Here is a 22,915-nt window from a genome sequence, read left to right as displayed (position 1 = left end):
GGCACTCCTTACTTCGAAATCTATCTAAACGATACGCGATGGTAGGCCAGCAACGCGACCGCGGCGACCACACAGGCGAGGGCCACTGCTGCCATGACCCACGCGTATCCGGCCGCCTGCGCGAGCGCGACCGCTCCCAGCGGGGCCAGGGCCTTGTCGGCGACGGAGAAGGCGGCGATGCGGCCCGACAGCGAGGCATACGCCGCCGTGCCGTACCTGTCGACCAGCAGATGCGGCAGGGTGATGGAGGCGATGCCGAATCCGAGCCCGAATCCCAGCACGCAGCCGACGGCGCCCGGCACCGTCCGCCCGGCCAGCGGTAGCAGCGCGGCGGCGACGCCCTGCAGGGTGAAGATCGCCGCCGCGATGAGCGCGGCGGGCATACGGCGTTGCAGGCCGGTGGTGAGCAGGCGCCCGGTCACCGACAGCACGCCCAGCAGCCCGGCCAGGGTGGCGGCCAGGACGGGGGAGTGGCCCAGGTGGATGAGGTAGGTGATCAGCAGGACCGCCATCACGGCCGCCGCGCCGCCATTGGCGGTAAAGGCGATCACCAGTAGCCAGAACGGCCGCCGGCGGGTGGCGGCTCTGACGATCCCGGCCCGCTCTTCGGTCGTGGTGTCCTGGCGGCCGGTGCGGGCGGGGCGGCGCACGACGAGCGCGTGCAGCGGGATGGCCGCCACCCCGTAGATCAGGGCCAGGACCACCAAGGCGTGGCGCCAGCCGTAGGAGTCCACCAGCAGCCCGGTCAGCGGAAGGAAGATCGAGGAAGCGAACCCGGCGACGACGGTGAGCGCGAGCAGCGCATTGGCCCGGCCGCGCCCGTGGACGGGGCCGTCGAACCAGCTCACGATGACGGCGAAGGCGCTCTCGTACAGCACCATCGCACACGCGATGCCGATCGCGGCGAACACCGCATACAGCTGCGGCAGGCTCTCCACCCGTGACCAGGCCAGCACGGCGCCCGTGCCGAGGACCGACCCGGCGGTCATCAGGCCCCGGCCGCCGTGGGCGTCCAGCCGGCGGCCCACCAGCGGCGCGCACAGCGCGGCGATCAGGATCGAGCCGGTGAGCGCGGCGGCGATCTGGGCGCCGCTCGCATTCAGGTCGCGGGCCATGGGGGTGAGGAAGACGGAGAAGGCGTAGTAGAGCACGCCGTAGCCGATGGTCTGGGTGACGGCCAGCGCGGCGACGATCCGCCAGCCCCTGGTGAAACGCGACTGGCCGCCGCCCCCGGTCTTGGGGGCGGCGGCCGGGGCGGTGGAGCTCACCCGCGCGTCCCGGCGCAGGCGATCAGCTCACGGCCGTTCGCCGTCGTCGTCCAGCCGTTCCCGGACTCCGTTCCGGCGATGAACCCTTGAGCGTGCAGCCGCCAGGTCGACGTTCCCGCCATGCGGGCGATCGCCGGGCCGAAGCCCGGATCGGTGCTGAGGCGTCTGGCGGCGACCGGGTGCTCGCCGAGCTGCCCGGCCTCCAGGGGCTCGTGGTCGCAGATGAGGCGCAAGGCCGCTTTCTGGGCGGCGGTGGGGTGTCCGTCGGACATGTCGATCCTGTCTTTCAGCCGCAGCAGCTGCCGCCGGCCTCGGAGGCGCCGACGGTGGCCAGGGGCAGGGGAGTGGCGAGCAGGCCGCCGCTGATGCCGGTGGCCAGGCCCACGCGCGCCTCCTGGGCCTCGGCCAGGTCGGAGGAGCACACGCCGGTCTCGGGCAGGTCGAGTTGCACGTCGCGGGCCGCTTCCCAGTCGCCGGCGATGGCGGCGGCCACGGAGCGGACCTGCTCGTATCCGGTGGCCATCAGGAACGTCGGGGCGCGGCCGTAGCTCTTGACGCCGACCGCGTAGTAGCCGGACTCGGGGTGGGACAGCTCGTCGACGCCGTGGGCGGGGACGGTGCCGCAGGAGTGCTGGTTGGGGTCGATCAGCGGGGCGAGCGCGCGGGTGGAGCCGAGGATCGGGTCCAGGTCCAGGCGCAGCTCGGAGGCGATGGAGTGGTCGGGGCGGTAGCCGGTCGCGGCCACGATCCGGTCGGCGGTGACCGACTGCTCGGCGCCCGAGGGGTCACGGCTGATCACTGTCACCTGGCCGCCGTCCTCGGTGATCGAGTGCGTATAGAAGCCGGTGACCAGGGTGATGCGGCCGGAGTCGACGTGTGCCCGGAGCCGGGTGCCGAGCGCGCCGCGGGCGGGGAGGGCGTCGGCGGCGCCACCACCATAGGTACGGCCGGCGTTCCCGGCGCGGATCGCCCAGGTGATCCGCGTGTCCTCCAATTCGGCCAGGGCCAGCAGAGTGGTGGCTGCCGAATGACCCGCCCCTACGACGAGGGTGTGCTTACCTTCGTAGCTGTCGCGGTCGGCGCCCAGTACGTCGGGCAGCGCGTGGTCGACGAATGGCGCCGCCTGCGCCTCGCCGTAGGCCGGCAGACCGTTGGCGCCCAGGACGCTGGGCGTGGTGTAGGTGCCGGAGGCGTCGACGACCGCCCTGGCCCGCAGCTCCTCGCCACCCTCCAGCCGCAGCAGGAAGGGGACGTCGTCTCGGCCCGTGGTGCGGACCCGGTCATGGCCCAGCCGGCTGATCGCGGTCACCTTCACCCCCAGGCGCAGCCGGGGCGCGATGGCCGGGTGCTCGGCCAGCGGAGCGAGGTAGTTCTCGACCAGCTCGGCGCCGGTGGGCAGCCAGTCGGGATCGGGGGCGCTCCAGCCCTCGGCCTGCAGCAGGCGGCGGGCGGCGCTGTCGATGTTGTAGCGCCACGGGCTGAAGACCCGCACGTGCCCCCACTGCGCGACCGAGGCGCCGACCTGCCGGCCGGCCTCGATCAGCACGAAGTCCACGCCGCGCTCGGCCAGGTGGGCGGCGGCGGCCAGGCCGACCGGGCCTGCGCCGATGACCGCGACGGGCAACGTGCCGGGCGCGGCGTGAGCCACGATCTGCTCGATCTCGACGGCGGTGGTGCCGCAGCATCCGTCACTCATGATTGCCTCTCCTGAAAGTCGTGTGGTGATCGTCAAGGGTTAACGGAGCATCAGGCTGTTGGTGCGGGCGCGGTCCACCGAGGCGCTCGCACGGCAGCCGGTGTCACAGACCTCGCCGCGGGTCTCGTCGAAAGCGAGGTCGGCGGTGGAACGCAACCGGTAGAGCAGGGCGCGCATCACGCACCTCCTGTTTAGAAGCTTGTCGAAGTAGTAGGTAGATTGCCTCACTGATTAGAGAGATGTCAAATTAGTGGAGTGCTTACCCGAGGTGCATCCCTACGGCAGTGGCGGCGTCTACCCGGATGACCCAGCTGTCGGCCTGCTGCCGGGCCGCCCTGGACGCGCGCGGCGACGCCGCGCGGTCCGGCCCGCCGGCCCATGTCCGTGCGGAACCTGGCCGGCGCCAGACGATCTGGGGGAGATCGCCACCGGCCACGGCGCGGGGAGGGCCGCGTCGACCGGCGCCCCGTGTTCATCCGCTTCGACGGCGACGAGGTGGTGTGGGCCGACGGCAGCCGCGAGCCCGTCGACGTGGTGCTGCTGGCCACCGGATACCGGCCGCACCTGGACTACCTGGACGGGCTCGGCGCACTCGACGAGACCGGCTACCCCCGCCATGCCCAAGGGCTGTCCACCACCCATCCCGGACTCGGCTTCCTCGGCCTGGAGTGGCAGCGCACCCCCTCCTCCAACACCCTGCGCGGGGTGGGCCGCGACGCCCGCTACCTGGCGCGGAAGCTGAAGAACCATCTGGGTTCGCGGCGCTCCCGAGCGGGCGTGTAGCGGTGGGCGGCTCCGCGGTGGTGACGATCGCGCTGGTCGTCTGATCGCGCGGACGATCGTACGGTTTCACCTGCGGTCGGCATCGGGCGTTCGGGTCGCGGCCTGTGGTCGGGGGGTGGGTGTCGCCGCGCCGATGCCCGCAGGGCGGCGATCCAGGTATCGGACTCGGTGGGGGAGAGGCGTCGGGGGCATCGGTCCGAGAGGTGCTCGGGGGAGCGCCCGGCAGCGTGGACGGCGATACCCCCTGTCGCGCGGTAGGGACAGGGCAGGCCGACGTGCAACCGGTTTCCGTGCAGGAGGTCCCAGCGCCTGAACGCGCGAGCGGGGCTGCCGCAGAGATTATTGATCTACATTGTAAAGGCATCCGGTTGATTTCAAGATCATTTAATCGATCGACTGATGGTCCAGGACACCCTGATGCGGCCCGAGTGGGAGGACGTCCTCACCGACATGGACCGGCGCGGCCTCACCCCGCTGTTCCGCACCAGCATGACCCCCTACGGGGAGATCCGGCTCCGCACCGACCGCCGCCTGGACCGCACCGACCTCCCGACCTCGTGAGGCTCGATCTCGTCCGGGACCGGTGATCGTGGACCTCCCCGTGCACGAATAGAGTCGAAGGCCGACGCGCGAGGGGGGACACCTTTGAAAACGCCGGTTTCGCGGAGAGTGCGCGATCTTGTCTATGAGACGTTCGCGTCGGAGGGACGCGCACCGTCAGTGGCCGAGCTGGCGCGCAGAACGCAGAGCACTGTCGATGCGATCCAGAAGGTCTTGAACGACCTGGCGGAGGCCCATGCCCTGGTCCTGACGCCCGACGGGGACGCGGTGCGGATGGCCCACCCGTTCACCTCTGCGCCGATGGCGTTCGTCGTGACACCGCTGGACGGGCATGACGACCGCCGCTGGTGGGGCGGATGCGCGTGGGACTCCTTCGGCATCAGCGCCGCCCTCCACCTGGACGTCCGCATCGACACGGCATGTCCGCAGTGCGGAGCCCCGATCAGCTTCCAGACGGGCCCGCAGCTCCCGCCCCCGGCGGGTCTCGCGGTCCGGTTTCCCCGGCCTGCCGAGGAGTGGTGGGCCGATGTGGTCGGCACCTGCACGATGATCCGCGCGTTCTGCGACCGCGCTCACGCCGAGCAGTGGACGACCGACAACGTACCGGGCACCGGCTACATCGCCGAGGCGACGGCCGTATGGCGACTGGCCGGCCCGTGGTACGGCGATCGCCTGGACCCCGAGTTCCAACCGCACAGCCGGGAGCACAACCAGGGGCTCCTCGATGAATGCGGCCTCACAGGCCCGTTCTGGCAGCTGCCGTAGACGACCGGACAGGGGCTCGTCGGGGGCGTTCCGCCGATTCTTCACGTTGGCGCGGAAGGATCTGGGGTTCATCGACAACGTGAGCCGGGGCGGGAGCCGAAGTTCGGCGGCCCGCTTGGGGTTGGCGATTCAGCTGTGCACGTTGCCGTGGCCGGGGTTCGTACCGGATGACATCTGGTCGGTGCCGCAGGCGGCGGTGCAGCGGCCGGCGGTGTTACCGGATTCGGGGGCGCAGGATTTGTTCGAGGGTCTCTCTGGTCTGGAAGTGGAGGGTGGTCCAGCCTGCGGCGCGTGCTGCGTCGGTGTTGGTTGCGCTGTCATCGATGAAGAGGATGTCGTCCGGGTAAGCGCCGAGTTGTTTCGCAGCGGCGTCGAAGGCGGCCGAGTCGGGTTTTCGGTGTCCGAGGTGGTGGCTGAACAGTAGGTGGTCGAAGCCGTCGAACATCGTGGGGTACAGCCGCAGCAGGGCCTCCTGCTCCAGCGGGCCGTTGTTGGTGAACAGCGCCAATGGCCGGGAACCACGGTGGCGTTCCAGTGTCTCCCGGACGGCATGGTCGGGCCGGAAGGCGCTGCACCAGGCAGCGTCGAGGTCGTCGTCACGGCCGGTGAAACCGGTGGCGGCTTGGATACGGTCCCGGATCTCCGCCGCGTGCGGGTACTTGCCCGCATCGCAGTCGGCGCTGAACCCGGACCGCCACAGCAACTCGTCGATCCGGTCTGCGGGAAGCGCGAGGACATCGGCCAGGCGTTGCAGGCGATGGGCGTGGTCGAAGTGGAACAGCACGCCGCCGAGGTCGACGACCAGGTACTGAGGACTCATGTGGTGACCTCCCGCGCCGCGGCTCGGATTTCGTCGAGCAGGACGGTCAGGTCGTCCTTCGTGGTGCCTGGGTGGAGGATACAGGCGCGCAGGGCTGCGACGCCGGAGAGCCGCGTGCCGGTGAGGAAGGCGTACCCGCAGCGCTGCACGGCGGCCGGGATCGCCTCGTTCAGTGCTTCCACCCGGTCCGTGTCGAGGGCCGGAGGCAGGTGACGGAACGCGGTGATGGAGGTGGTGGCCGGAGTGCGGACGGTGGCCGGCGAGGCGATCCGCAAGGCGGCGCAGGCGAAGGAGAACCCAGCCGGCCTGATCACCGTGGCGTTGGACGAGTTCGTCCCGCGCGCAGTGCGAGCTGCCCGGCTACACGACGCTGGACGAGCCGACCGACCTGGGGTTCGACCTGTTGCCCCGCATCCGGCACTGGCACGACCTGATCTTCTACCGGCCCACCCCGGACCGCTACCAGCACATCGACTCGCTGTTCGGCCAGGAGGCGATCGACTGGCGGCTCATCGAGACCCACTGGACCGGCCTGCTGCGCGCCGCGATCTCCATCCGGCGGAACCGGATCTCCTCGGACCGTGAACGGTCAGCGCTGGGAGACCCAGTGCAGCGACAGGTCCGTGGCCTTGCGCTCGGCCCTGATCTCCATCCACTCGCCGAGGATCGTGGCGTGGTCTATGACGACCAGGGCGCCCTGGTCGTCATAGGTCGCCCGTTCGCTGACGAAGACCGGGCTGCCCGCCGGGTGCTGCAGCCGCGCCGCGACCGGGGCGGTGAGCAGGGCCGGCCTGATCCGTTCGGTCGCCCGGTGCACTCGCGCGCCGACGTCGGCGAGCGCGGTGTACAGCGGGGTCTCGGTGAAATCGGCCCCCTTGATCGCCGAGGCGTACGGCTCGACGATCCAGGAGATCTGGTGGACGGCGGGCCGGCCCAGCAGATGCCGTACGCGTGCCAGCCGGAGGGCCCGGCGGTCTGCCGGCGCGTCGCCCAGCAGCCGGGTGAGCGAGCGCGGGGCCTGCCGGATCGCGGCCGACAGCACCTCGGTCCGCAGGGGGTAACCCTGCCTGCGTAGGTCGTCGCCGAGACTGCGCAGCGTGTCGAGGGGGTACTCCGCGCTGGCCTGCGTCACATAAGTGCCGCGGCCGGCCCGCTGGACGATCAGACCCTCGCCGCTGAGGACCTGCAACGCCTGCCGCAGCGTCATCATCGTCACGCCGTAGAAGGCGCTGAGCTCACGCTGCGCGGGCAACGCCTCGCCCGCGCGGTAGTGGCCCGACTTGATCTTGTGGGTCAGGTCGTCGGCGATGGCGCGGTAGCGGGGCGTACTGCTCATCTGGCTCCCTGGTCGAGTGCGCGTCGAATGCTCGCCACATATTCTCCCAGCTCGCGTGGCCGGGCGCCGTCGAGGAGCTTGCGCATCAGCGCCGAAGCCACCACGACGCCGTCGGCATGACCCGCCAGCTCGGCGGCCTGCGCCGGGTTGGAGACCCCGAAACCGAACAGGACCGGCCGGTCGGTGAGTCCCTTGAGCTCGCGGCCGAGCCGGGCGGCCTGCTCGGGAACCTCGCTGTGCTCGCCGGTGGTGCCCATGCGGGTCAGGGCGTAGACGAAGCCCCGGCTGCGCTCGGCGATCTCGCGCAGTCTGGCCCGGGAGGAGGAGGGAGCGGCGAGCAGTACGAGATGCAGGCCCTCGGCCGCCGCGGCGTCCGCCAGCTCCCCGACCTCCTCCAGGGGCGAGTCGGGCACGATCAGCCCGCGCAGTCCGCCCGCGGTGAGCGCCGCACAGAACTCTGCGGTGCTCTGCTGCACCACCAGATTGCTGTAGGTCATCGCGATGAGCGGCACGTCGACGTCGAGCGTCGCGACCTCCTCGAGGATCCCCTTGACCGTGGTCCCGGCCGCGATCGCCCGGTCGGAGGCCTCCTGGATCGTGACGCCGTCCAGCATGGGATCGGAGAAGGGGAAGCCCAGCTCGACGGCGTCGGCTCCGGCGTCGGCGTAGGCGTGGACGACGTCCGTCCATCCGGGGGTGACCCCGGCGGTGACATAGGGCACCAGCAGGGGACGTCCCGTGCCACGGCGTGCGATCAGGAATTCTTCCAGGGAATCGGTCACAGCAGCTCCTTGATGGAGGCGATGTCCTTGTCTCCCCTGCCGGAGAGAGTCAGCATCACGGTCGACCCCGGCGCGATCTCGCCGGACTTGGCGGCCCGGATCACCCAGGCCACGGCGTGCGAGGACTCCAGTGCGGCCAGGATCCCCTCGGTGCGGGCCAGGCACAGCAGCGCCTGGACGACCTCTTCGTCGTTCACGGTCTCGTAGCGGGCGCGCCCCCCGTCGCGCAGATGGGCGTGCTCGGGGCCGATCCCCGGATAGTCGAGGCCGGCCGCGACCGAATGGGCCTCCGTCACCTGGCCGTCCTCGTCCTGGAGGACCAGCGAGCGGAAGCCGTGCAGCACCCCGGCCCTGCCGAAGGTCGCCGCCGCGCCGCCCTCGGCCTCGACCCCGATGAGCCGGGCGGTGGTGTCGACGAAGCCGGCGAACGTGCCGGCGGCGTTGGAGCCGCCACCGACGCAGGCGACCACGTAGTCGGGCACACCGACGGGGAGTTCGGCGGCGCACTGGGCGCGGGCCTCCTCACCGATCACCCGCTGGAACTCGCGCACCATCCACGGATAGGGATGCGGACCCATCACCGACCCGATGCAGTAGTAGGAGTTGTCCACCGACGACACCCAGTGCCGCATCGCCTCGTTGCAGGCGTCCTTGAGGGTGCGGCTCCCGGTCGTGACCGGCACGACCTCCGCGCCCAGCACGTTCATCCGCAGAACGTTGAGCTCCTGCCGTTCGATGTCGCGCTCGCCCATGAACACGGTCGCCTTGAGACCCAGGAGCGCCGCGGCGGTGGCCGTGGCGACGCCGTGCTGGCCCGCGCCGGTCTCGGCCAGCAGCCGTTCCTTGCCCATCCGGTGAGCGAGCAGCGCCTGGCCGATCACATTGTTGATCTTGTGTGAGCCGGTGTGCGTGAGATCCTCGCGTTTGAGGAACAGGGTGATGCCGAGCTCATGGGAGAGCCGCCAGGCGGGGGTCAGCGGAGTGGGGCGGCCGGCGTAGACCGTGAGCAGGGTGTCGAGCCTGCCGCGGAACTCGGGGTCGCTCCAGGCCTCACGGAACGCCGCCTCGATCTCGTGGCAGGCAGGGATCAGTGACTCCGGTACGTACCGCCCGCCGTAGGTTCCGAACCGGCCGGTGGCACCGGGGTCGCTCATCGCGCGGGCGGGGGCGGCGGGCGCCGGGACGCCCTGCCGACCGGACCGGGACATCTCGCCCATGACCGTCTTCTCTCTCTCGACTGTTCTAGAACAGTAGCCCAGGGTTGCCTGTCGGCAAACCCCGGATCCCGGGGGTCTCGGTAGCAGACGCGGAAAATCCAACGGATCCGCCTCCGGCCTGTGGAAACTCTCGCCGCGTGGGGCGGCCTCCGGAGTGCTCGCAGGTCGGGGAGCCGTGGTCGAGGACGGAACACCTTGACCTGGGGGCTGTCTCGGCCGTTCGGCGTTCCGGTGGGGGATCCTCCAACGGGACGGCCGCGGGCGGGCGCAACAGCGGCTACGAGACGGCTTCCAGCGATAGGTCGTTGCCGCGCCAGATGGCTGCCAATTCCTGAACCGGCACGTTGAGTGCCTCGCCGAGGCAGACGATCGTGCCGAATCCGGGAGAGGGCAGTCGTCCGGTCTCGATCTTGCGCAGGGTTTCCGGCGAGATGCCGGCTGTGTGCGCGACTTCCGCCAGGTCGCGTCCCGCTCGCGCGTGGCGCAGCAGGGCGCCGAGACGCCTGCCGGCTTCGATCTGCCCAGGTGTGAGCGGTCGGCGGACCATGCTCCCAGGCTAGGACTGGTATTATTATACCGGCAAGTGTTAGAGTGCCGGTATAACTATACCGACACCCTGCGATGCGAGGTATTCGTGATTGAACTGAAGACGCCTGCGGAGATCCAGCGCATGCACGTGGCCGGGCGTTTCGTCGCCGAGGTGCTCTCCGAGGTCGGCCGGCTCGCCGACGTGGGCGTCAACCTCCTGGACCTGGAGCACCACGCGCGCGGCATGATCAAACGGCGCGGGGCGGAGTCGTGCTACTGGGACTACGCGCCGTCCTTCGGGCGCGGCCCGTTCCGCAACGTCATCTGCCTGTCGGTCAACGACGCCGTCCTGCACGGCCTGCCCCACGACTACACGCTGCGTGACGGCGACGTGCTCAGCGCGGACCTCGCGGTCAGCGTCGACGGCTGGGTGGCCGACTCGGCGCGCACGGTCGTCGTCGGGACCGCCGCAGAGGAGGACCTGCGGATCATCCGCGCCACCGAGGAAGCGTTGGAGGCGGCGATCGAGGTGGCACGTCCGGGCAACCGCCTTGGTGACATCTCGGCGGCCATCTGGGCGGTGGCCCACGACTACGGTTACCCGGTCAACACCGAGTTCGGTGGCCACGGCATTGGCCGCACCATGCACGAGGGGCCCCACGTTTCGAACAGGGGCCGGGCGGGGCGCGGCCTTACGCTCCGGCCGGGCCTGACCCTCGCGCTCGAACCCTGGTTCGCCCGCACGACCGACCGGATCGTCTACGACGCCGACGGCTGGACCATTCGGTCGGCGGACGGCTCGCGCACGGCCCACTCCGAGCACACGGTGGCCATCACCGAGGACGCCCCCTTGGTGCTCACCTGGCGTGAACCGGAGAACCCGGCGACGCGGGCTGATTCCGCCAGTCGGCTATCCGCAAAGGACGCCTGAGCCGCCCTGTTCAACCGATGCCGGCCCGATCGAACGGTGCTCGCAGTCAGCGCCGAAATGCTGGTGTCTCCGGCTGTGCGTCGCGGTCCAGGCCGGACCGCCGACGCAGTGGCCGTGACATGGGTCAGCTGCTTGAGGCGGGCGCTCAGCGCGAGCCGGGCGGCGCTGTCAGGTCGTCGCCGGTCTTCTGAGGATCTCGTACACGGCCAGATAGTTGTTGCCGCCGTAGCCCTCGGCGATCGCCTGTTCAGCGACCTCCTGCATCAGCCGTGGCTGGTCGGAGTGGACTCCCTGCTCCACGCTGGTGCGGGTGATGTGCTCCAGCGCGTTCAGGTTCATCTCCATCGTGCCCACGTCGCCGGGGTAGTCGCCCTTGTCCAGGTCGGAGGCCTGCTCGACAAGACTCGCGTCCATCACCACCGTGGGCATGAACCAGTTGACGGCCAGGTCGGCGAACTCGGTCGCGGGCACGCCCGCCGAGGCGACCAGGGCGGTGGCGTGCAGGAATCCGTTCATGGTCGCGTACATCAGATCCAGCAACGCCGCGTTGTACAGCACCGCCAGACCGGGGTCCGCGCCGAGCCGGCGGGGGTCGCCGAGGCAGGCCAGCGCCGGCTGGAGCCGCTCGAAGACGTCCTGAGGGCCGCTGTAGAGCAGGACGGAGCCGGGCTGCCCGACGAGAGGCGGCGGCACCATGATCGCGCCGTCGAGGTAGGCGATCTCGTGCGCGGCCGCCCACTCGGCCGCCGCGCGTGCCTGCGCGGGCGTACCCGAGTTGAGGTTCACCAGCACCCGGCCCCGCAGAGCGTCGCCGGTGGGGACCAGGAGTTCGTGCGTGGTTTCGTAGTCCTTGAGGCACACGATCGTGACCGGGCTCGCGGAGACCGCCTCGGCGACGGTCGCCGCGCGGCGCGCGCCCTCGGCGACGAGGACGTCGCCCTTCTCGGCGGTACGGTTCCAGATCGTCAAGGGGTGTCCGTGGGTCAGGAGTGCCCTGGCCACTGCGAGGCCCATCGGGCCCAGCCCGATGACGGTGATCGGTGTGCGGTTCTGGTCAGAGGAAAGCGGGTTCGTCATGAGGGATAGGTTGGACCCTCACATTGACGTGAGAGTCAAGCCGGATGGGGTGGTGATTTCATGCGGATAGGCCAGCTGTCCCGACGAACGGGGGCCAGCGTGCGCTCGTTGCGGTACTACGAGGAGCAGGGCTTGCTGCAGCCGGTGCGGCTGGCCAGCGGCTACCGCGAGTACGGCGAAGAGGACGTCAGCATCGTGCGGGGCATCCGCCTCATGCTCGCCGCCGGACTGAACAGCGCCACGATCGCCGAACTGCTGCCCTGCATGACCGACGACGGCCAGACGCTGAGGCCGGCCTGCTCCGGCATGCTTCCTGACCTGCACCGGGAACGTGAACGGCTCAGCGGCGCGGTGGCCGAGCTCCTGGCCGCGCGCGATGCGCTGGACACTCTCATCGAGGCCACAGTGCCGTTCGAGCCCGCCGATTCGGCAGCGTGCCAAGCTTTGGCGACTCGCTCCTCATCCGCCGGAAAGGCGGCGCCCGCGATTCGGTCATCAGGGTGACGCAGGCGTACTCGTGCCGATCCGACCTCGAACCCCTCCCGGACTGCTGTGCCGCGACCGTAAAAGGGCTGAAGTCCAGTACGGCCGTCGCTCACCGGCACTCAAAGCTGTCCCTCGACTGTGCTCGGCCGCGGCCTCGAAGGCCGGGACAGTCGCCGACGGCCGGTCTGGGCCCGGCCGCCGTCTACGGCGCCGAGCAGTTGGCCGTCGCGCGGCGCTGGCATGAGGCGCGGGGGCGCATCGGCAATCGCGGCGTCGCTGGAGCCTCGCCTCCCAACCCGCGTTCGGTACCGGTAACCGGGCGGCGGCGGAAGGCCGAGCGAGATCGTCCGGAGGCCGCCGAGCGTGAGCGCACGGCAGCGTTCACACGATTGCGATCGGGGCCTTTTCCGTCCACTTCCTCAGCCCGGGATGGCGGCTTTCCCGGTTCCCACCCGCGAGGGTCCCATCGCGGGTGGGGGGAGGCGGCGCGGTTCCCCCGCGGGTGAGGGGAGCCGTGCCGGTGGGGGAGTCAGGCCGCGCCGACGAATTCGGCGACCAGCTTGGTGAATTCCTCCGCCCGATCGAAGTCGCCGGCCAGCGGGCAGCTCGTCTCGTTCCACGTCGCGATCATCGCGGTGCAGACCCTCACGATCGGTGGCGGGCACATCCTGGGCATCCGGGTCGAGGAAAGGCAGCGCAGATATCGCAAGGCGCTCGCGGACCTCGCGGCCGCCCTGGAGGAGAACGCCGGGTTGCACGCCCAGCTCATGACGCAGGCACGCGAGGCGGGCGTGCTCGACGAACGGCAGCGGATGGCCCGCGAGATCCACGACACCCTGGCCCAGGGCCTGACCGGGATCATCCCCCAGCTCCGCCGGCCGGTCAGGGCCACGCTCACCGACCGGGAGATGCAGGTGCTCACCCTGGTCGCGGACGGCGCGTCCAACCGCCAGGCCGCGGCCAAGCTGTTCATCAGCGAGGCCAGCATCAAGACCCACCTGCTGCACATCTACGACAAGCTCGACGTGCGCTACCGCGCCGCCGCCGTCGGCGAAGCCTACCGCCGCGGCCTGCTCAGCTGACCCGGTGAAAGCCCCGTCCTGAAGCGCCCCGGCATTGATGGAGGCTCCCCAACCGGACAAAGGTGGAAACCATGGGAGCACCACGCGAGTACCCCGACGAGCGGCGGCCTGGGCTGGGTCGGCGGCGACCACGAGCCCGCCGAACGCGGCGAGGGCGGCGCGGACGAACCGCCGCAGCGTCCCCGGCCTGGGAGCACCGGATCTGGTCCGATCCCGCCGTGGCCGCCGCCGTGCGCTGCCGCTACTGCCTGGACGCCGGAACGGTGGCCCACCTGGACGAGACCACGCGCACCCTGGCGAGCGTGCCGTGCCGGTGCCGCAGGGGTGGGACCGGAATACGCCGGAAACCTGCCGCGAGGGTCGGTCTCCAGCACCGTGGCCAGGGCAGGTGATCCGATAACGCTGCCGCGGGAACGGGGTCTGTGACGGATCTTGTGAGCCATCACCGCATTTCAGAGGCGCACCCGCGCTGTTCTGCCAGCGGTGAACTCTGCCGGCGGTGGACACCGGCCCGCCCGGGTTCGACGATCACTACAGTCCAGTCTCATGACGACGATTACAACGCGCACGGTCGAATACCCGGCCGACGGCCTGACGATGATCGGGCACCTCGCGCTCCCGGCCGGTGTCGACCGCCGGCCCGCGGTGCTGCTCGGACCAGAGGGCCCGGGGCTCAGTGACGTCGAGCGCCGCCGGGCCGATGCGCTCGCCGAACTGGGATACGTAGCGCTGGCCTTCGACCTCCACGGCGGGCGCTATTTGGGCGACCCCGAGGAGATGCTGGCCCGTTGCATGCCGCTGCTCGCCGACCCCGACCGGATGCGGGGCATCGGCCACGCGGCGCTCGACGTGTTGCGCGCCGAACCGCGGACCGACCCCGACCGGATCGCCGCCGTCGGCTACGGCACCGGGGGCGCGATCGGGCTGGAACTCGGGCGTGACGGCGTCAACCTGCGCGCGATCGGGACAGTCAACGCACTGATCACGGGCCGCCCGGGCGAGGCGGCGCGCATTCGCTGCCCGGTGTGGGCCGGGGTCGGGTCGGAAGACCCGATCATGCCGCCCGCGCAACGGGACGCGTTCACCGCCGAGATGCAGGCCGCGGGCGTCGACTGGCGCCTCGTGGTCTACGGCGGCGCCTTGCACGCCTTCCACCACCCGCCGGTCGACCAGCCCGTGGTCCCCGGCGTCGGCTACCACCCACGGCACGCGCAGCGAGCCTGGCGCGACGTCGTCGACCTGCTCGCCGAGTGCCTGCCCGTGACGGAGTGATCTGATCAGTCCAGGCTCGGCCACCCGCTGACCAGTGCTTACCGGACACCACGGCAGGTTTCTGGCGTATTCCGGTCCCACCCCTGTGCCTCGGGCGATCTGCCGACCAGCGTGTAGAACTGCCGATCCGAAACAGCGCCCGCTCGAAATCGCCGCCGGCGAACTCGGCGATGAGGGTTCGGTTCATGCCGGGAGCATCCCAAGCCGGCAGGCCGCATGCAGGCGGTTCTACCCGGACTACAACGCCTCATTTCCGGGAGCGTTTCTATAAGGGATGCCGTCAGGAAACATGTCACCAGTCCCAAACCGCGAGGTCTCTGCAGTTCAGGAAGGTATGCCTTCATGGAGGCATCACCCCGTCGGACCCGTCGCAGCTCCTCGATGTAAGCCGCTGACCTGCATCTTCGCTCTCTCCTTGACGACTGGTGACACGTTTCTCAACAGCACCCCCACTCGATGGTCCACGGCGACGGCTGCCGCTGAGCCGGGGCTCGCGCCACCGGGACGACGAGCGCCCACGGGGCGTTGACTTTGTCGCAAGGTATGACGCACCATGTTGCTACAAAGCTTGCGACAAAGGAGGCGCTATGACCCGTGAACCGTTACCGGACGCCGGCCCGCCGACGCGTGCGGCCGATCTGCGACTGGCGGGAGAGTGGCTGGCCCAGCACGACCTGGCCGGCGCGCGCCCGACCCCGCTGCTGGCCAGCCGGCTGGCGGTCCGCAGACGCGCCCGCCTGGCCACTTCCGTCATCCTGGCCGCGCTGATCATCGTGAGCGCCCTCGCCGCCACTTCCGCTTTCGGCGGCCTCCAGCCGCATCGACCGCTGTCGCTGCTGGCCCTGGCCGCGTCGGTGGCCGGGCTACTGCTGGCACAGTCCCTGCTCGACCGGTGGGTGCGACGCGTCGACCAGCGGGCGGGCGCGACGCTGTCGCGCAGGGCCGCCCATCCGATCCAGCCCGGCTGGCGGACCGTGCTCGGCCGGCCGTACGCCATTTTCGCCGTCGCCACGTTCGCCGCCGCGATGGTGCTGGCCGCAAGCGCCATGGTCGTTCCCGACCCCACCGTGCGGCAGCTGGCCGTCGTCGTGCTGATCGGCCTGCTCGGCGCGACGGCCATCACCGCCATGCAGCTGCGCCACCTGCTCAGCTTCCCGGTCGTGGCGGAGGACGAGGAGTCGCTGACCGCCGACGTCATCATGCGCGTCGAAGACGCCCGCGAGCTCACCACGCCGAACGTGCAGTGGTCGCTGCCGGTGGTGCTGTTCGGCACCGCGCCCGGCTGGTGGAATGCCGCCGCGGTCGCCTACCTGGTCCTGAGCCTGGCCGCGTGCGTCGCGCTCCATGCCAGGACGCCGTCGTGCGCGACGGTGGCCCGGCGGGCCATGAGCGTCCGATGATCGTCATCGATGCGGCCTCGCCGGTACCGCCGTTCGAGCAGCTGCGGGCCCAGCTCGCCCGGCAGATCCAGGACCGCACGCTGGCCGTGGGCGCCCGGCTGCCGACCATCCGCCACCTGGCGGCCGACCTCGGCCTGGCCGTCAACACGGTCGGCCGGGCCTACCGGGAGCTGGAGGAGGCGGGGCTGATCGAGACGCGCGGGCGGGCGGGCTCGTTCGTGGCGGCCGCCGGCGAGGAAGGCCGGGAGCGGGCCCGCCGGGCCGCTGCCGACTACGCCGCCGTGATCGCCAGCGTCGGCATCGACGCGGGCGAGGCGATCCGCATCGTGCAGGCGGCTCTGGCGGCCGGTGCGGCGGCGCCGGCCTCGTCATGACCGCGACCCGGCCGCGGGGTCACGTCGCCGGGCGCACGACGCCGGCGTAGCGACCGATCAGGCGGCGTCCGAGCCGCTGCATCGGCCCTCCACCCGGGTCCGTGTCACCAGCCGCAAAGTAGGCCGATCCCGGCCAAGGCGCCCTGCTCGGAACCCTCGGATCGAACTGGCCACCCTGCCCGCGGGCGTGGTGCGCGTCCGCGACGGCGCCGACGGCTGGGGCGTGGTCACCATCGTCATCGACCGCAGCGAGGAGCGACGCGACCACCAGGACCGTCCCTGTCGGCGCTGCCCCTTCCGCAAGGACGCCGTCGGCACCTTGGCGCGTTTCCGGCCGATCGAGGACACCCGACGCCCGAACAAGGTCCGACATGCGCTGGAGACCATCTTGGCGGTAGTGACCTTCGGCACGGCTGCGGTCGGCGGCGACTGGGCCGAGGAAGCGTCCCCGGACTTGCTCGCCCATCCGGGCTGCCGGCATGACCCGTTCACCGGGATCTGCCGGCCGCCCAGCGAACGAACCATTCGCCGTGTGCCGGCCGAGGTCAATGGCAACGAGGTCGACCGGCAAGCCGCCTCCTGTCTGACCGCATCGTCCGGCGGCAGCAACGGAGCTGACCATCGGCGCGTTCCGAAAGAAAGGCCGCGTCACTATGGCCCAGGCCCGCCGCCGACATGGCTACGCCTCACATCGCCTGCTCATCTTGTGCACCCTGTGAAATCATCCCTCAACGGGCCGAATCGTCAATGTGCCGGAGCCCTGGGAGAAGGACGGGGGTGTCGCGCTGTCTTGGCGTCCCGGTCCGGCAAGGTGCTCGTACGGCTACCGCTCGCGGCGCACCGGCAGGCGCATGCGAATGATCTCACCATGCCGCGCCACTTGATCGCCGTCACATGCCTTCGGCGTAGAACTGCTCCCATGAGCCGACGGTGGATGACCGGGCGCGGAGCATGCCGTCATCACCCCCGGGGTAATTCACCTCCGTTGTGACGTAATGACCTGTACCCCGGGACCGTATGTCGCATAGGTCTGGGCCGTTCGAGGATGCGCACAGGATGTCGAACTGCTCCCATGAGCCGACGGTGGATGACCGGGCGCGGAGCATGCCGTCCATTGCGCCCGGATGGTTCACTTCCGCGGTGACGTAGCTTCCGCCTACTACTTTTAGCCCAACCCATATGTTGGTGGTGCCGTCAATGGTGCACATCGTGAACGTGTTGGCGTTGTTGTAATCGGCGCGGGCTCGCAGCATCGCATAGCGATCTCCGGTGTACAGGTACTCTACGGCGACGTATTTCCCCGTCGCTCGGGATCGCAGGCGAAATTGAGGCCATGTGTCCGTGCAATTGACAGCAGCCGATATTTCCGAGCTCGCTCGGCCTGGTTGCTTGCTGGCTGCAGAGGCTTGGGCGGCCGACGGCAATATGGATAGCGCGGCGATCGAGGCAGTCGCCAGGGCTCCCATTTTCTTCGTCAAGCGCATGCGAACTTCTCTCTCATTTCTTTGTTGCTCCGGGGTGATTCGGACGCAAATCTCTGGATCTGCTGCTCGACAAGGCGGCATTGCCTTTTTCTTTGATCTTCAGGAATCGTGCTCTTCTGCATGCTCTGATTTATCCGGTCATTAACCGGCCCGCGCGTTGACTCCGGCCTCACGCCTGTCGAACGAAAGAATCAAGCCAGGTCAAACCCTAGATGTTCCAGGGGCCTGAGGATTCTGCCGGACGGCTTTGGCCTGGCCTTTCTCGCTGCTTCAGGGCTGGTGACGCCAGGGTCTCCCGCTGGTTATTTGCACCGCGCAGGCTTCGTCTCATTGAGATAGACCTCGTACACCTTGCGATCCCCCAGACCGAACGAATCTCCGTCGCAGAAGTAGCGGGGCGCATATTCGATGCTGTAAACGGCGCCGGACCAGCCGCCCGCCGAGAACGAAGCGGAGATCGAGGGGGCGATGGTGTGCGACCCGTGGCAGTTCCAGCTCAATGGACCTCCGTAGGTATTCAGAGTCGCGTAGGTGCTCTGGCAGCCGAGGGCCGACGCGGAAGTGGCCGACACGGGAGCCGCCACGGCGCTGCCGGTCACGGTGGCGAGGGCGACCGCGAGCGCAATAGCGCCGATTCGACGACGAGTGATCATTTTTTTGATCCTTTCTCGGATGGACTCTTGCTGTGCAGAACCTGGTAGGGCTTGGTTAGGCGGGGGTGGGGTGGGCGTGTCTGGGTAACGGGCGGCGGCAGGTGGGGCAGATCCCAGTCCGGTAAGCCGGCAGCAACTGAAGCTCGGCGATGACCCGGTAGGCGCTCAAGCCGGAGCGGGCGCTTTTGGGTTGAGCCGTTCCAGGGTGCAAAAGGCGTGTGCGACCGAGACCGGGGTGACGTGGTGGTGCCGGCCGCTCCAGGAGGTCCCAGCGGTCATCGCGGAAGATCCAACGGATATCAAGGTCAGAACTCATATTCGGTGGATCATGAACGGCTGTTGCCCCCGGTGAGGGGCGACCTGGGATGTCGAGAGCGCTCCAGGACGCATGTGCCGGATAAGGGACTGTTATCCGCTACACGGCCGTCGCTAAATTCCTGCACTCCTTTTCCTTCGGGCGACGCCGCCCTTCAGACTCTGGCTCAACAGGATTTGATTGACAATGCCTTTCGAACAGGACCAAAAGAGCGAGGTCAGCGGCATCGCCGACGAGGAGATCCTGACCGCCCTCTACGACGAGGGCCTGCCGCCCGAGGAACCGGCCGACTACATGGCCCTCCACTCGGGACCGCCGGGCCGGCCCAGCCGGGCGCGGCGTCGGCGTCGTCCCGGACCGCGCGTACGGCGTCCGGGACGGCCGGGCCCAGACTCCCGCGCGGATGATGGCCACGCCGGCGGTGACCAGGCCGGCCCCGGTCAGGATCGGGGAGACGCTGAACAGCACGTCGCCGAGGTCCCGGTTGCTCGGCCAGATCACCTCGGCCGCGGCGATGATGAGCCGACCGACGATCGCGCTGGCCAACCCCACCCGGGCGATGCGGCCGTGGCCACCGGCGTCCGAGAGTGCCAGGGCGCTGCGGCGGTCGTGGAGGTCCGGCACCCGCCGGAGATACCCGGCATGCTCCAGGCGGTCGAAGGATCTCAGCCCGCGGCGGAGGACAGAAGCAAAGGCAAGAAGATCTCACTCCTTGCCACTTCCAACGTATAGCGCACAGGGGGGCTTGCGGCAAGACCCGGGTCTTGCCGCAGAATCGTCGGCCGGACACAGCACCGACGAGGAACGGCCGGACACAGCGCCGACGAGGAAATGGAGGGCACGACGTGGGTGTGTTGTCGATGTACGGGGGACGCGGCGGCCTCGGACCGCTGATGAGATCGGCGGTGCAGTTGCGGGCGCTTGACGCGGAGGTGCGGGGGGGCGCGCCGCCCGACCGGGCGCAGCGGCCGGCCGACTCGTCAGAGGGAAGCCCACCAGACATGAGGACGTGCCCGACAAGAGGTTCGACACAGCTCGAGGCGCCGGTGATCCGATCGGCCAGTGCAGTGCAATGGAGCATGGCTGCCGCGGAGGTATCGCAATGATCGAGCAGTACGTGTTGGATCTTCAAGAGGTTGACGAGACGCAGGTCGCGGTCGTTGGCGGCAAGGCCGCGCACCTGGGCGGGCTGTCGCGGATCGAAGGCATCCGCGTGCCGGCTGGGTTTTGCGTGACGACGGCCGCCTTCCGGCGGATCATGGCGGAAGCACCGTCGATCGACGATCGGCTCGATCAGCTGTCGCGCCTGAACCCGGACGACCGGGAGGCGATCCGCACGCTCAGCGCGGAGATCCGCCGGACCATCGAGGGGATTGCCATCCCGGGCGATCTGGCGGCGGCGATCACCCGCGCGCTCGCCCAGCTCGGCGATCAAGCCGCCTACGCCGTACGATCCAGCGCGACGGCAGAGGACATGCCGACGGCCTCCTTCGCGGGCCAGCAGGACACGTACCTGAACGTCATGGGGCCGGCGGCGATATTCCAGCACATCAGCCGGTGCTGGGCGTCGCTGTTCACCGAGCGGGCCGTGACCTACCGCGTGCGGAACGGCTTCGACCACCGGAAGGTTCACATGGCCGTGGTCGTGCAGCAGATGGTCTTCCCGGATGCGGCCGGCATCCTGTTCACGGCCGACCCCGTCACGGGCAACCGGAAGGTCGCCACCGTGGACGCCGGCTTCGGGCTCGGCGAGGCCCTGGTCTCCGGCCTGGTGAACCCGGACGTCTTCAAGGTGCGCGACGGCGAGGTCGTCGCCGGGACGGTCGCCGCCAAACAGCGTGCCGTTCACGCCCTGCCGGCTGGCGGGACGCAGGAGGTGGCGATCGACCCGCAGCGGCAGGGGCAGCCGGCGCTGACGGATGCGCAGGTCGTGCGGCTCGTGCAGCTCGGGCGGCGGATCGAAGCGCATTTCGGCCGCCCGCAGGACATCGAATGGTGCCTGGTCGGCGATGACTTCCGGATCGTGCAGAGCCGGCCAATCACCACGCTGTTCCCCATCCCCGCGGCCCGCGACCGGGAGAACCACGTCTACCTCTCCGTTGGTCATCAGCAGATGATGACCGACCCCATGAAGCCACTGGGGCTCTCCGTGTGGCAGCTGACGGCCATGGCGCCGATGCACGAGGCCGGCGGGAGGCTGTTCGTCGACGTCACCCGGCACCTGGCCTCGCCCGCGAGCCGCGCCGGACTCCTGGAGATGGCGGAGAGGTCCGATCCGCTGATCAGGGACGCGCTGGAGACCGTCCTCGACCGCCACGACTTCGTCCCTGCGCTCCCGGACGGCGGTCCCGGCGGGCCGCCGGTCGGCGGCGCGTCCGCCCCGATCGAGACCGATCCGGCCGTCGTCACCGAGCTGATCGAGCGCAGCCAGGCGTCCATCGCCGCCCTGCGGCGCGACATCCGGACGAAGACCGGACCGGCGCTGTTCGACTTCCTGCCGGAGGCCTTCCAGGAGCACAAGCGGGTCCTCAGTGATCCGTTGAGCATGCAGGCGATCATGGCGGGGATGGAGGCCACCTGGTGGCTCAACGACCGGCTGCGGGACTGGCTGGGCGAGAAGAACGCGGCCGACACCCTCACGCTGTCCGCCCCCGGCAACGTCACGTCGGAAATGGGACTGGCGCTGCTCGACGTCGCGGACGTGATCCGCCCGCATCCGGAGGTGGTGGCGTTCCTGCAGGGCGTCGAGGCCGACGGCTTCCTGGACGAGCTGCCGAAGCTCGCGGGCGGGACCGAAGCGCGCGACGCCATCGAGGCCTACCTCGACCGGTACGGCATGCGCTGCGTCGGCGAGATCGACATCACGAGGCCGCGTTGGCGCGAACGCCCCACCACGCTCGTGCCCGTGATCCTCGACAACGTCAGGAACTTCGAGCCGGGCGCCGCCGAGCGGCGCTTCGAGCAAGGGCGGCAGGAGGCGCAGAAGAAGGCGCAGGAGGTGCTCGAACGCCTGCGGGCACTGCCGGACGGGGAGCAGAAGGCCGACGAGACCAAGCGGATGATCGACCGGGTCCGGACCTTCATCGGCTACCGGGAGTACCCGAAGTACGGCATCGTCAGCCGCTACTTCGTCTACAAGCAGGCCTTGCTGGAAGAGGCCGAGCGCCTCGTGCAGGCCAACGTGCTCCCCGAGAAGGAGGACGTCTTCTACCTCACGTTCCAGGAGCTCCACGACGTCGTGCGCTCGAACCAGGTGGATGACGAGCTGATCCGGCAGCGTAAGGACGCGTTCCGGTCGTACCACGCGCTCACGCCGCCCCGGGTGCTGACATCGGATGGCGAGGTCATCACCGGGGCGTACCGACGCGACGACGTGCCGACCGGCGCCCTGATCGGCCTACCGGTCTCCGCCGGGACCATCGAAGGGCGCGCCCGCGTCATCCTGGACATGGCCCAGGCTGATCTCGAACCGGGTGACATCCTCGTCACGGCCCACACGGACCCGAGCTGGACGCCCCTCTTCGTCGCCGTCACAGGCCTGGTGACGGAGGTCGGAGGATTGATGACACACGGCGCAGTGATCGCACGGGAGTACGGCCTGCCGGCTGTCGTCGGTGTGGTGGATGCAACCCGGCTGATTCCCGATGGGCAGCGGATCCGCGTGCACGGAAGCGACGGGTACGTCGAGATTCTGCCTTGACCGACCACTCACTGGGAAGGCCCGTCCGCCTTGCCGAGCACATATTTTCCAAGCGGCACTGACCTGCTCGGCATCCGGATCTGCCGCGATGAGCGCGCTGATCGGACCTTCGATTTCGTCACGCTCCGACACGGCCGCTCGCCGAGGTCGGCACCGCGCTCGCCGAGCTGTGGGGCGCGAGCGCGCCGGCGACCTGGAACCGCAACCGCGCCGCCGTCACCTCACCTCCTGGCTCGCCTGGTGCCGGGCCAAGAAGCACTGGGCCACGCCGTCGGTCCCGGCCGCCACTTTGCACCGTGGGTCAGGGATAACCGTGGGCCAGGGATAGGGGACCGGGGCCGTGACCCGGCGCGATCGGGGCACAACTTCTCTTCCAAGATCAAC

At 69.7% G+C, this 22,915-nt stretch carries 25 protein-coding genes and 2 pseudogenes; 12 read left to right on the top strand and 15 right to left on the bottom strand.

Annotated elements, in window-relative coordinates:
* Positions 1 to 20 precede the first annotated feature (20 nt).
* Genes SROS_RS24010 through SROS_RS51150 form a run of 4 tightly spaced genes read right to left on the bottom strand, consistent with a single transcriptional unit; the run spans position 21 to position 3,141 of the window.
* Positions 21 to 1,268, bottom strand: a complete 1,248-nt coding sequence (locus SROS_RS24010) for an MFS transporter (RefSeq protein WP_012891504.1) — start codon at positions 1,266 to 1,268, stop codon at positions 21 to 23.
* Positions 1,265 to 1,540, bottom strand: a complete 276-nt coding sequence (locus SROS_RS24005) for a hypothetical protein (protein ID WP_012891503.1) — start codon at positions 1,538 to 1,540, stop codon at positions 1,265 to 1,267. Before SROS_RS24005 ends, SROS_RS24010 begins: the two co-directional genes overlap by 4 nt.
* Positions 1,541 to 1,554: 14 nt before the next feature.
* The gene (locus tag SROS_RS24000; RefSeq protein ID WP_081453211.1) at positions 1,555 to 2,964 is read right to left on the bottom strand and encodes an FAD-dependent oxidoreductase; all 1,410 of its coding nucleotides are present in this window, start codon (positions 2,962 to 2,964) and stop codon (positions 1,555 to 1,557) included.
* A gap of 39 nt (positions 2,965 to 3,003) precedes the next feature.
* Complete coding sequence (locus SROS_RS51150) at positions 3,004 to 3,141, bottom strand: hypothetical protein (RefSeq protein WP_012891501.1); 138 nt, start codon at positions 3,139 to 3,141, stop codon at positions 3,004 to 3,006.
* A gap of 291 nt (positions 3,142 to 3,432) precedes the next feature.
* On the opposite strand from SROS_RS51150, the gene SROS_RS23995 reads away from it, so the two are divergent.
* The 4 genes and pseudogenes from SROS_RS23995 to SROS_RS54500 form a co-directional block, all read left to right on the top strand.
* Entirely contained in the window at positions 3,433 to 3,747 is a 315-nt protein-coding gene (locus SROS_RS23995) for an NAD(P)/FAD-dependent oxidoreductase (RefSeq protein ID WP_052317034.1), read from the top strand.
* Positions 3,748 to 4,146: 399 nt separating this feature from the next.
* Complete coding sequence (locus SROS_RS51145; protein WP_169369368.1) at positions 4,147 to 4,308, top strand: hypothetical protein; 162 nt, start codon at positions 4,147 to 4,149, stop codon at positions 4,306 to 4,308.
* A 213-nt stretch (positions 4,309 to 4,521) separates the two neighbouring features.
* Positions 4,522 to 5,073: an alkylmercury lyase family protein gene (locus SROS_RS23990; RefSeq protein WP_218919685.1), complete on the top strand. Its 552-nt coding sequence runs from the start codon at positions 4,522 to 4,524 to the stop codon at positions 5,071 to 5,073.
* Positions 5,033 to 5,215, top strand: a pseudogene (locus SROS_RS54500) (hypothetical protein); the annotation flags it as partial. The gene SROS_RS23990 and the pseudogene SROS_RS54500, both read left to right, overlap by 41 nt.
* Before the next feature lie 72 nt (positions 5,216 to 5,287).
* Here the strand turns inward: SROS_RS54500 and SROS_RS46170 are convergent.
* Both SROS_RS46170 and SROS_RS23980 read right to left on the bottom strand, forming a co-directional pair.
* Positions 5,288 to 5,893: an HAD family hydrolase gene (locus tag SROS_RS46170; protein ID WP_012891499.1), complete on the bottom strand. Its 606-nt coding sequence runs from the start codon at positions 5,891 to 5,893 to the stop codon at positions 5,288 to 5,290.
* On the bottom strand, positions 5,890 to 6,207 hold the full coding sequence (locus SROS_RS23980; protein ID WP_043652796.1) for a PLP-dependent aminotransferase family protein: 318 nt from the start codon (positions 6,205 to 6,207) through the stop codon (positions 5,890 to 5,892). The genes SROS_RS46170 and SROS_RS23980 overlap by 4 nt, the downstream gene beginning before the upstream one ends.
* Positions 6,208 to 6,296: 89 nt before the next feature.
* Between SROS_RS23980 and SROS_RS54495 the strand changes: the two are divergent.
* Positions 6,297 to 6,410 (top strand): annotated as a pseudogene (locus SROS_RS54495) (Tn3 family transposase); the annotation flags it as partial.
* 72 nt (positions 6,411 to 6,482) lie between these two features.
* Here the strand turns inward: SROS_RS54495 and SROS_RS23975 are convergent.
* The 4 genes from SROS_RS23975 to SROS_RS23960 all read right to left on the bottom strand — a co-directional run bounded on the left by SROS_RS23975 (position 6,483) and on the right by SROS_RS23960 (position 9,775).
* Positions 6,483 to 7,229, bottom strand: a complete 747-nt coding sequence (locus SROS_RS23975; protein ID WP_012891498.1) for a GntR family transcriptional regulator — start codon at positions 7,227 to 7,229, stop codon at positions 6,483 to 6,485.
* Positions 7,226 to 8,011, bottom strand: coding sequence for a tryptophan synthase subunit alpha (trpA, locus tag SROS_RS23970; RefSeq protein ID WP_012891497.1), 786 nt, complete (start codon positions 8,009 to 8,011; stop codon positions 7,226 to 7,228). Before trpA ends, SROS_RS23975 begins: the two co-directional genes overlap by 4 nt.
* The gene (gene trpB, locus SROS_RS23965; RefSeq protein ID WP_012891496.1) at positions 8,008 to 9,228 is read right to left on the bottom strand and encodes a tryptophan synthase subunit beta; all 1,221 of its coding nucleotides are present in this window, start codon (positions 9,226 to 9,228) and stop codon (positions 8,008 to 8,010) included. The genes trpA and trpB overlap by 4 nt, the downstream gene beginning before the upstream one ends.
* A gap of 277 nt (positions 9,229 to 9,505) precedes the next feature.
* Complete coding sequence (locus SROS_RS23960; RefSeq protein ID WP_012891495.1) at positions 9,506 to 9,775, bottom strand: helix-turn-helix domain-containing protein; 270 nt, start codon at positions 9,773 to 9,775, stop codon at positions 9,506 to 9,508.
* 87 nt (positions 9,776 to 9,862) lie between these two features.
* Between SROS_RS23960 and map the strand changes: the two genes are divergently transcribed.
* Positions 9,863 to 10,687 carry a type I methionyl aminopeptidase gene (map, locus tag SROS_RS23955; RefSeq protein ID WP_012891494.1) on the top strand — a complete coding sequence of 275 codons (825 nt, stop codon included), beginning with the start codon at positions 9,863 to 9,865 and terminating at the stop codon, positions 10,685 to 10,687.
* A 168-nt stretch (positions 10,688 to 10,855) separates the two neighbouring features.
* Here map and SROS_RS23950 read toward each other — a convergent pair whose 3' ends face one another.
* Entirely contained in the window at positions 10,856 to 11,764 is a 909-nt protein-coding gene (locus SROS_RS23950) for an NAD(P)-dependent oxidoreductase (protein WP_012891493.1), read from the bottom strand.
* Between the two features lie 60 nt (positions 11,765 to 11,824).
* Between SROS_RS23950 and SROS_RS23945 the strand changes: the two genes are divergently transcribed.
* The 5 genes from SROS_RS23945 to SROS_RS23925 all read left to right on the top strand — a co-directional run bounded on the left by SROS_RS23945 (position 11,825) and on the right by SROS_RS23925 (position 16,378).
* A complete protein-coding gene (locus SROS_RS23945) occupies positions 11,825 to 12,268 on the top strand; it encodes a MerR family transcriptional regulator (RefSeq protein ID WP_012891492.1) in 444 nt (147 codons plus the stop codon).
* 617 nt (positions 12,269 to 12,885) lie between these two features.
* Entirely contained in the window at positions 12,886 to 13,332 is a 447-nt protein-coding gene (locus SROS_RS54490; protein WP_425358619.1) for a helix-turn-helix domain-containing protein, read from the top strand.
* Positions 13,333 to 13,878: 546 nt separating this feature from the next.
* A complete protein-coding gene (locus tag SROS_RS23935; RefSeq protein ID WP_012891490.1) occupies positions 13,879 to 14,604 on the top strand; it encodes a dienelactone hydrolase family protein in 726 nt (241 codons plus the stop codon).
* Positions 14,605 to 15,191: 587 nt separating this feature from the next.
* Positions 15,192 to 16,004, top strand: a complete 813-nt coding sequence (locus SROS_RS23930; protein ID WP_012891489.1) for a hypothetical protein — start codon at positions 15,192 to 15,194, stop codon at positions 16,002 to 16,004.
* Positions 16,001 to 16,378, top strand: a complete 378-nt coding sequence (locus tag SROS_RS23925; protein ID WP_012891488.1) for a GntR family transcriptional regulator — start codon at positions 16,001 to 16,003, stop codon at positions 16,376 to 16,378. The genes SROS_RS23930 and SROS_RS23925 overlap by 4 nt, the downstream gene beginning before the upstream one ends.
* Before the next feature lie 19 nt (positions 16,379 to 16,397).
* Here SROS_RS23925 and SROS_RS53145 read toward each other — a convergent pair whose 3' ends face one another.
* The 4 genes from SROS_RS53145 to SROS_RS23905 form a co-directional block, all read right to left on the bottom strand.
* Complete coding sequence (locus SROS_RS53145) at positions 16,398 to 16,949, bottom strand: hypothetical protein (RefSeq protein ID WP_245564239.1); 552 nt, start codon at positions 16,947 to 16,949, stop codon at positions 16,398 to 16,400.
* 319 nt (positions 16,950 to 17,268) lie between these two features.
* A complete protein-coding gene (locus SROS_RS51140) occupies positions 17,269 to 17,862 on the bottom strand; it encodes a fascin domain-containing protein (RefSeq protein WP_169369204.1) in 594 nt (197 codons plus the stop codon).
* A gap of 302 nt (positions 17,863 to 18,164) precedes the next feature.
* The gene (locus tag SROS_RS23910) at positions 18,165 to 18,515 is read right to left on the bottom strand and encodes a hypothetical protein (protein ID WP_012891486.1); all 351 of its coding nucleotides are present in this window, start codon (positions 18,513 to 18,515) and stop codon (positions 18,165 to 18,167) included.
* A gap of 415 nt (positions 18,516 to 18,930) precedes the next feature.
* Positions 18,931 to 19,455, bottom strand: a complete 525-nt coding sequence (locus tag SROS_RS23905; protein ID WP_012891485.1) for a hypothetical protein — start codon at positions 19,453 to 19,455, stop codon at positions 18,931 to 18,933.
* A gap of 478 nt (positions 19,456 to 19,933) precedes the next feature.
* Between SROS_RS23905 and rph the strand changes: the two genes are divergently transcribed.
* Positions 19,934 to 22,531, top strand: coding sequence for a rifamycin-inactivating phosphotransferase (gene rph / locus SROS_RS23900; RefSeq protein WP_012891484.1), 2,598 nt, complete (start codon positions 19,934 to 19,936; stop codon positions 22,529 to 22,531).
* Positions 22,532 to 22,915 lie beyond the last annotated feature (384 nt).

This window comes from Streptosporangium roseum DSM 43021, from assembly GCF_000024865.1.
Lineage (GTDB): Bacteria > Actinomycetota > Actinomycetes > Streptosporangiales > Streptosporangiaceae > Streptosporangium > Streptosporangium roseum.
Note: the sequence above shows the minus strand (reverse complement) of the source record. Positions and strands in the feature narration are given on the sequence as shown.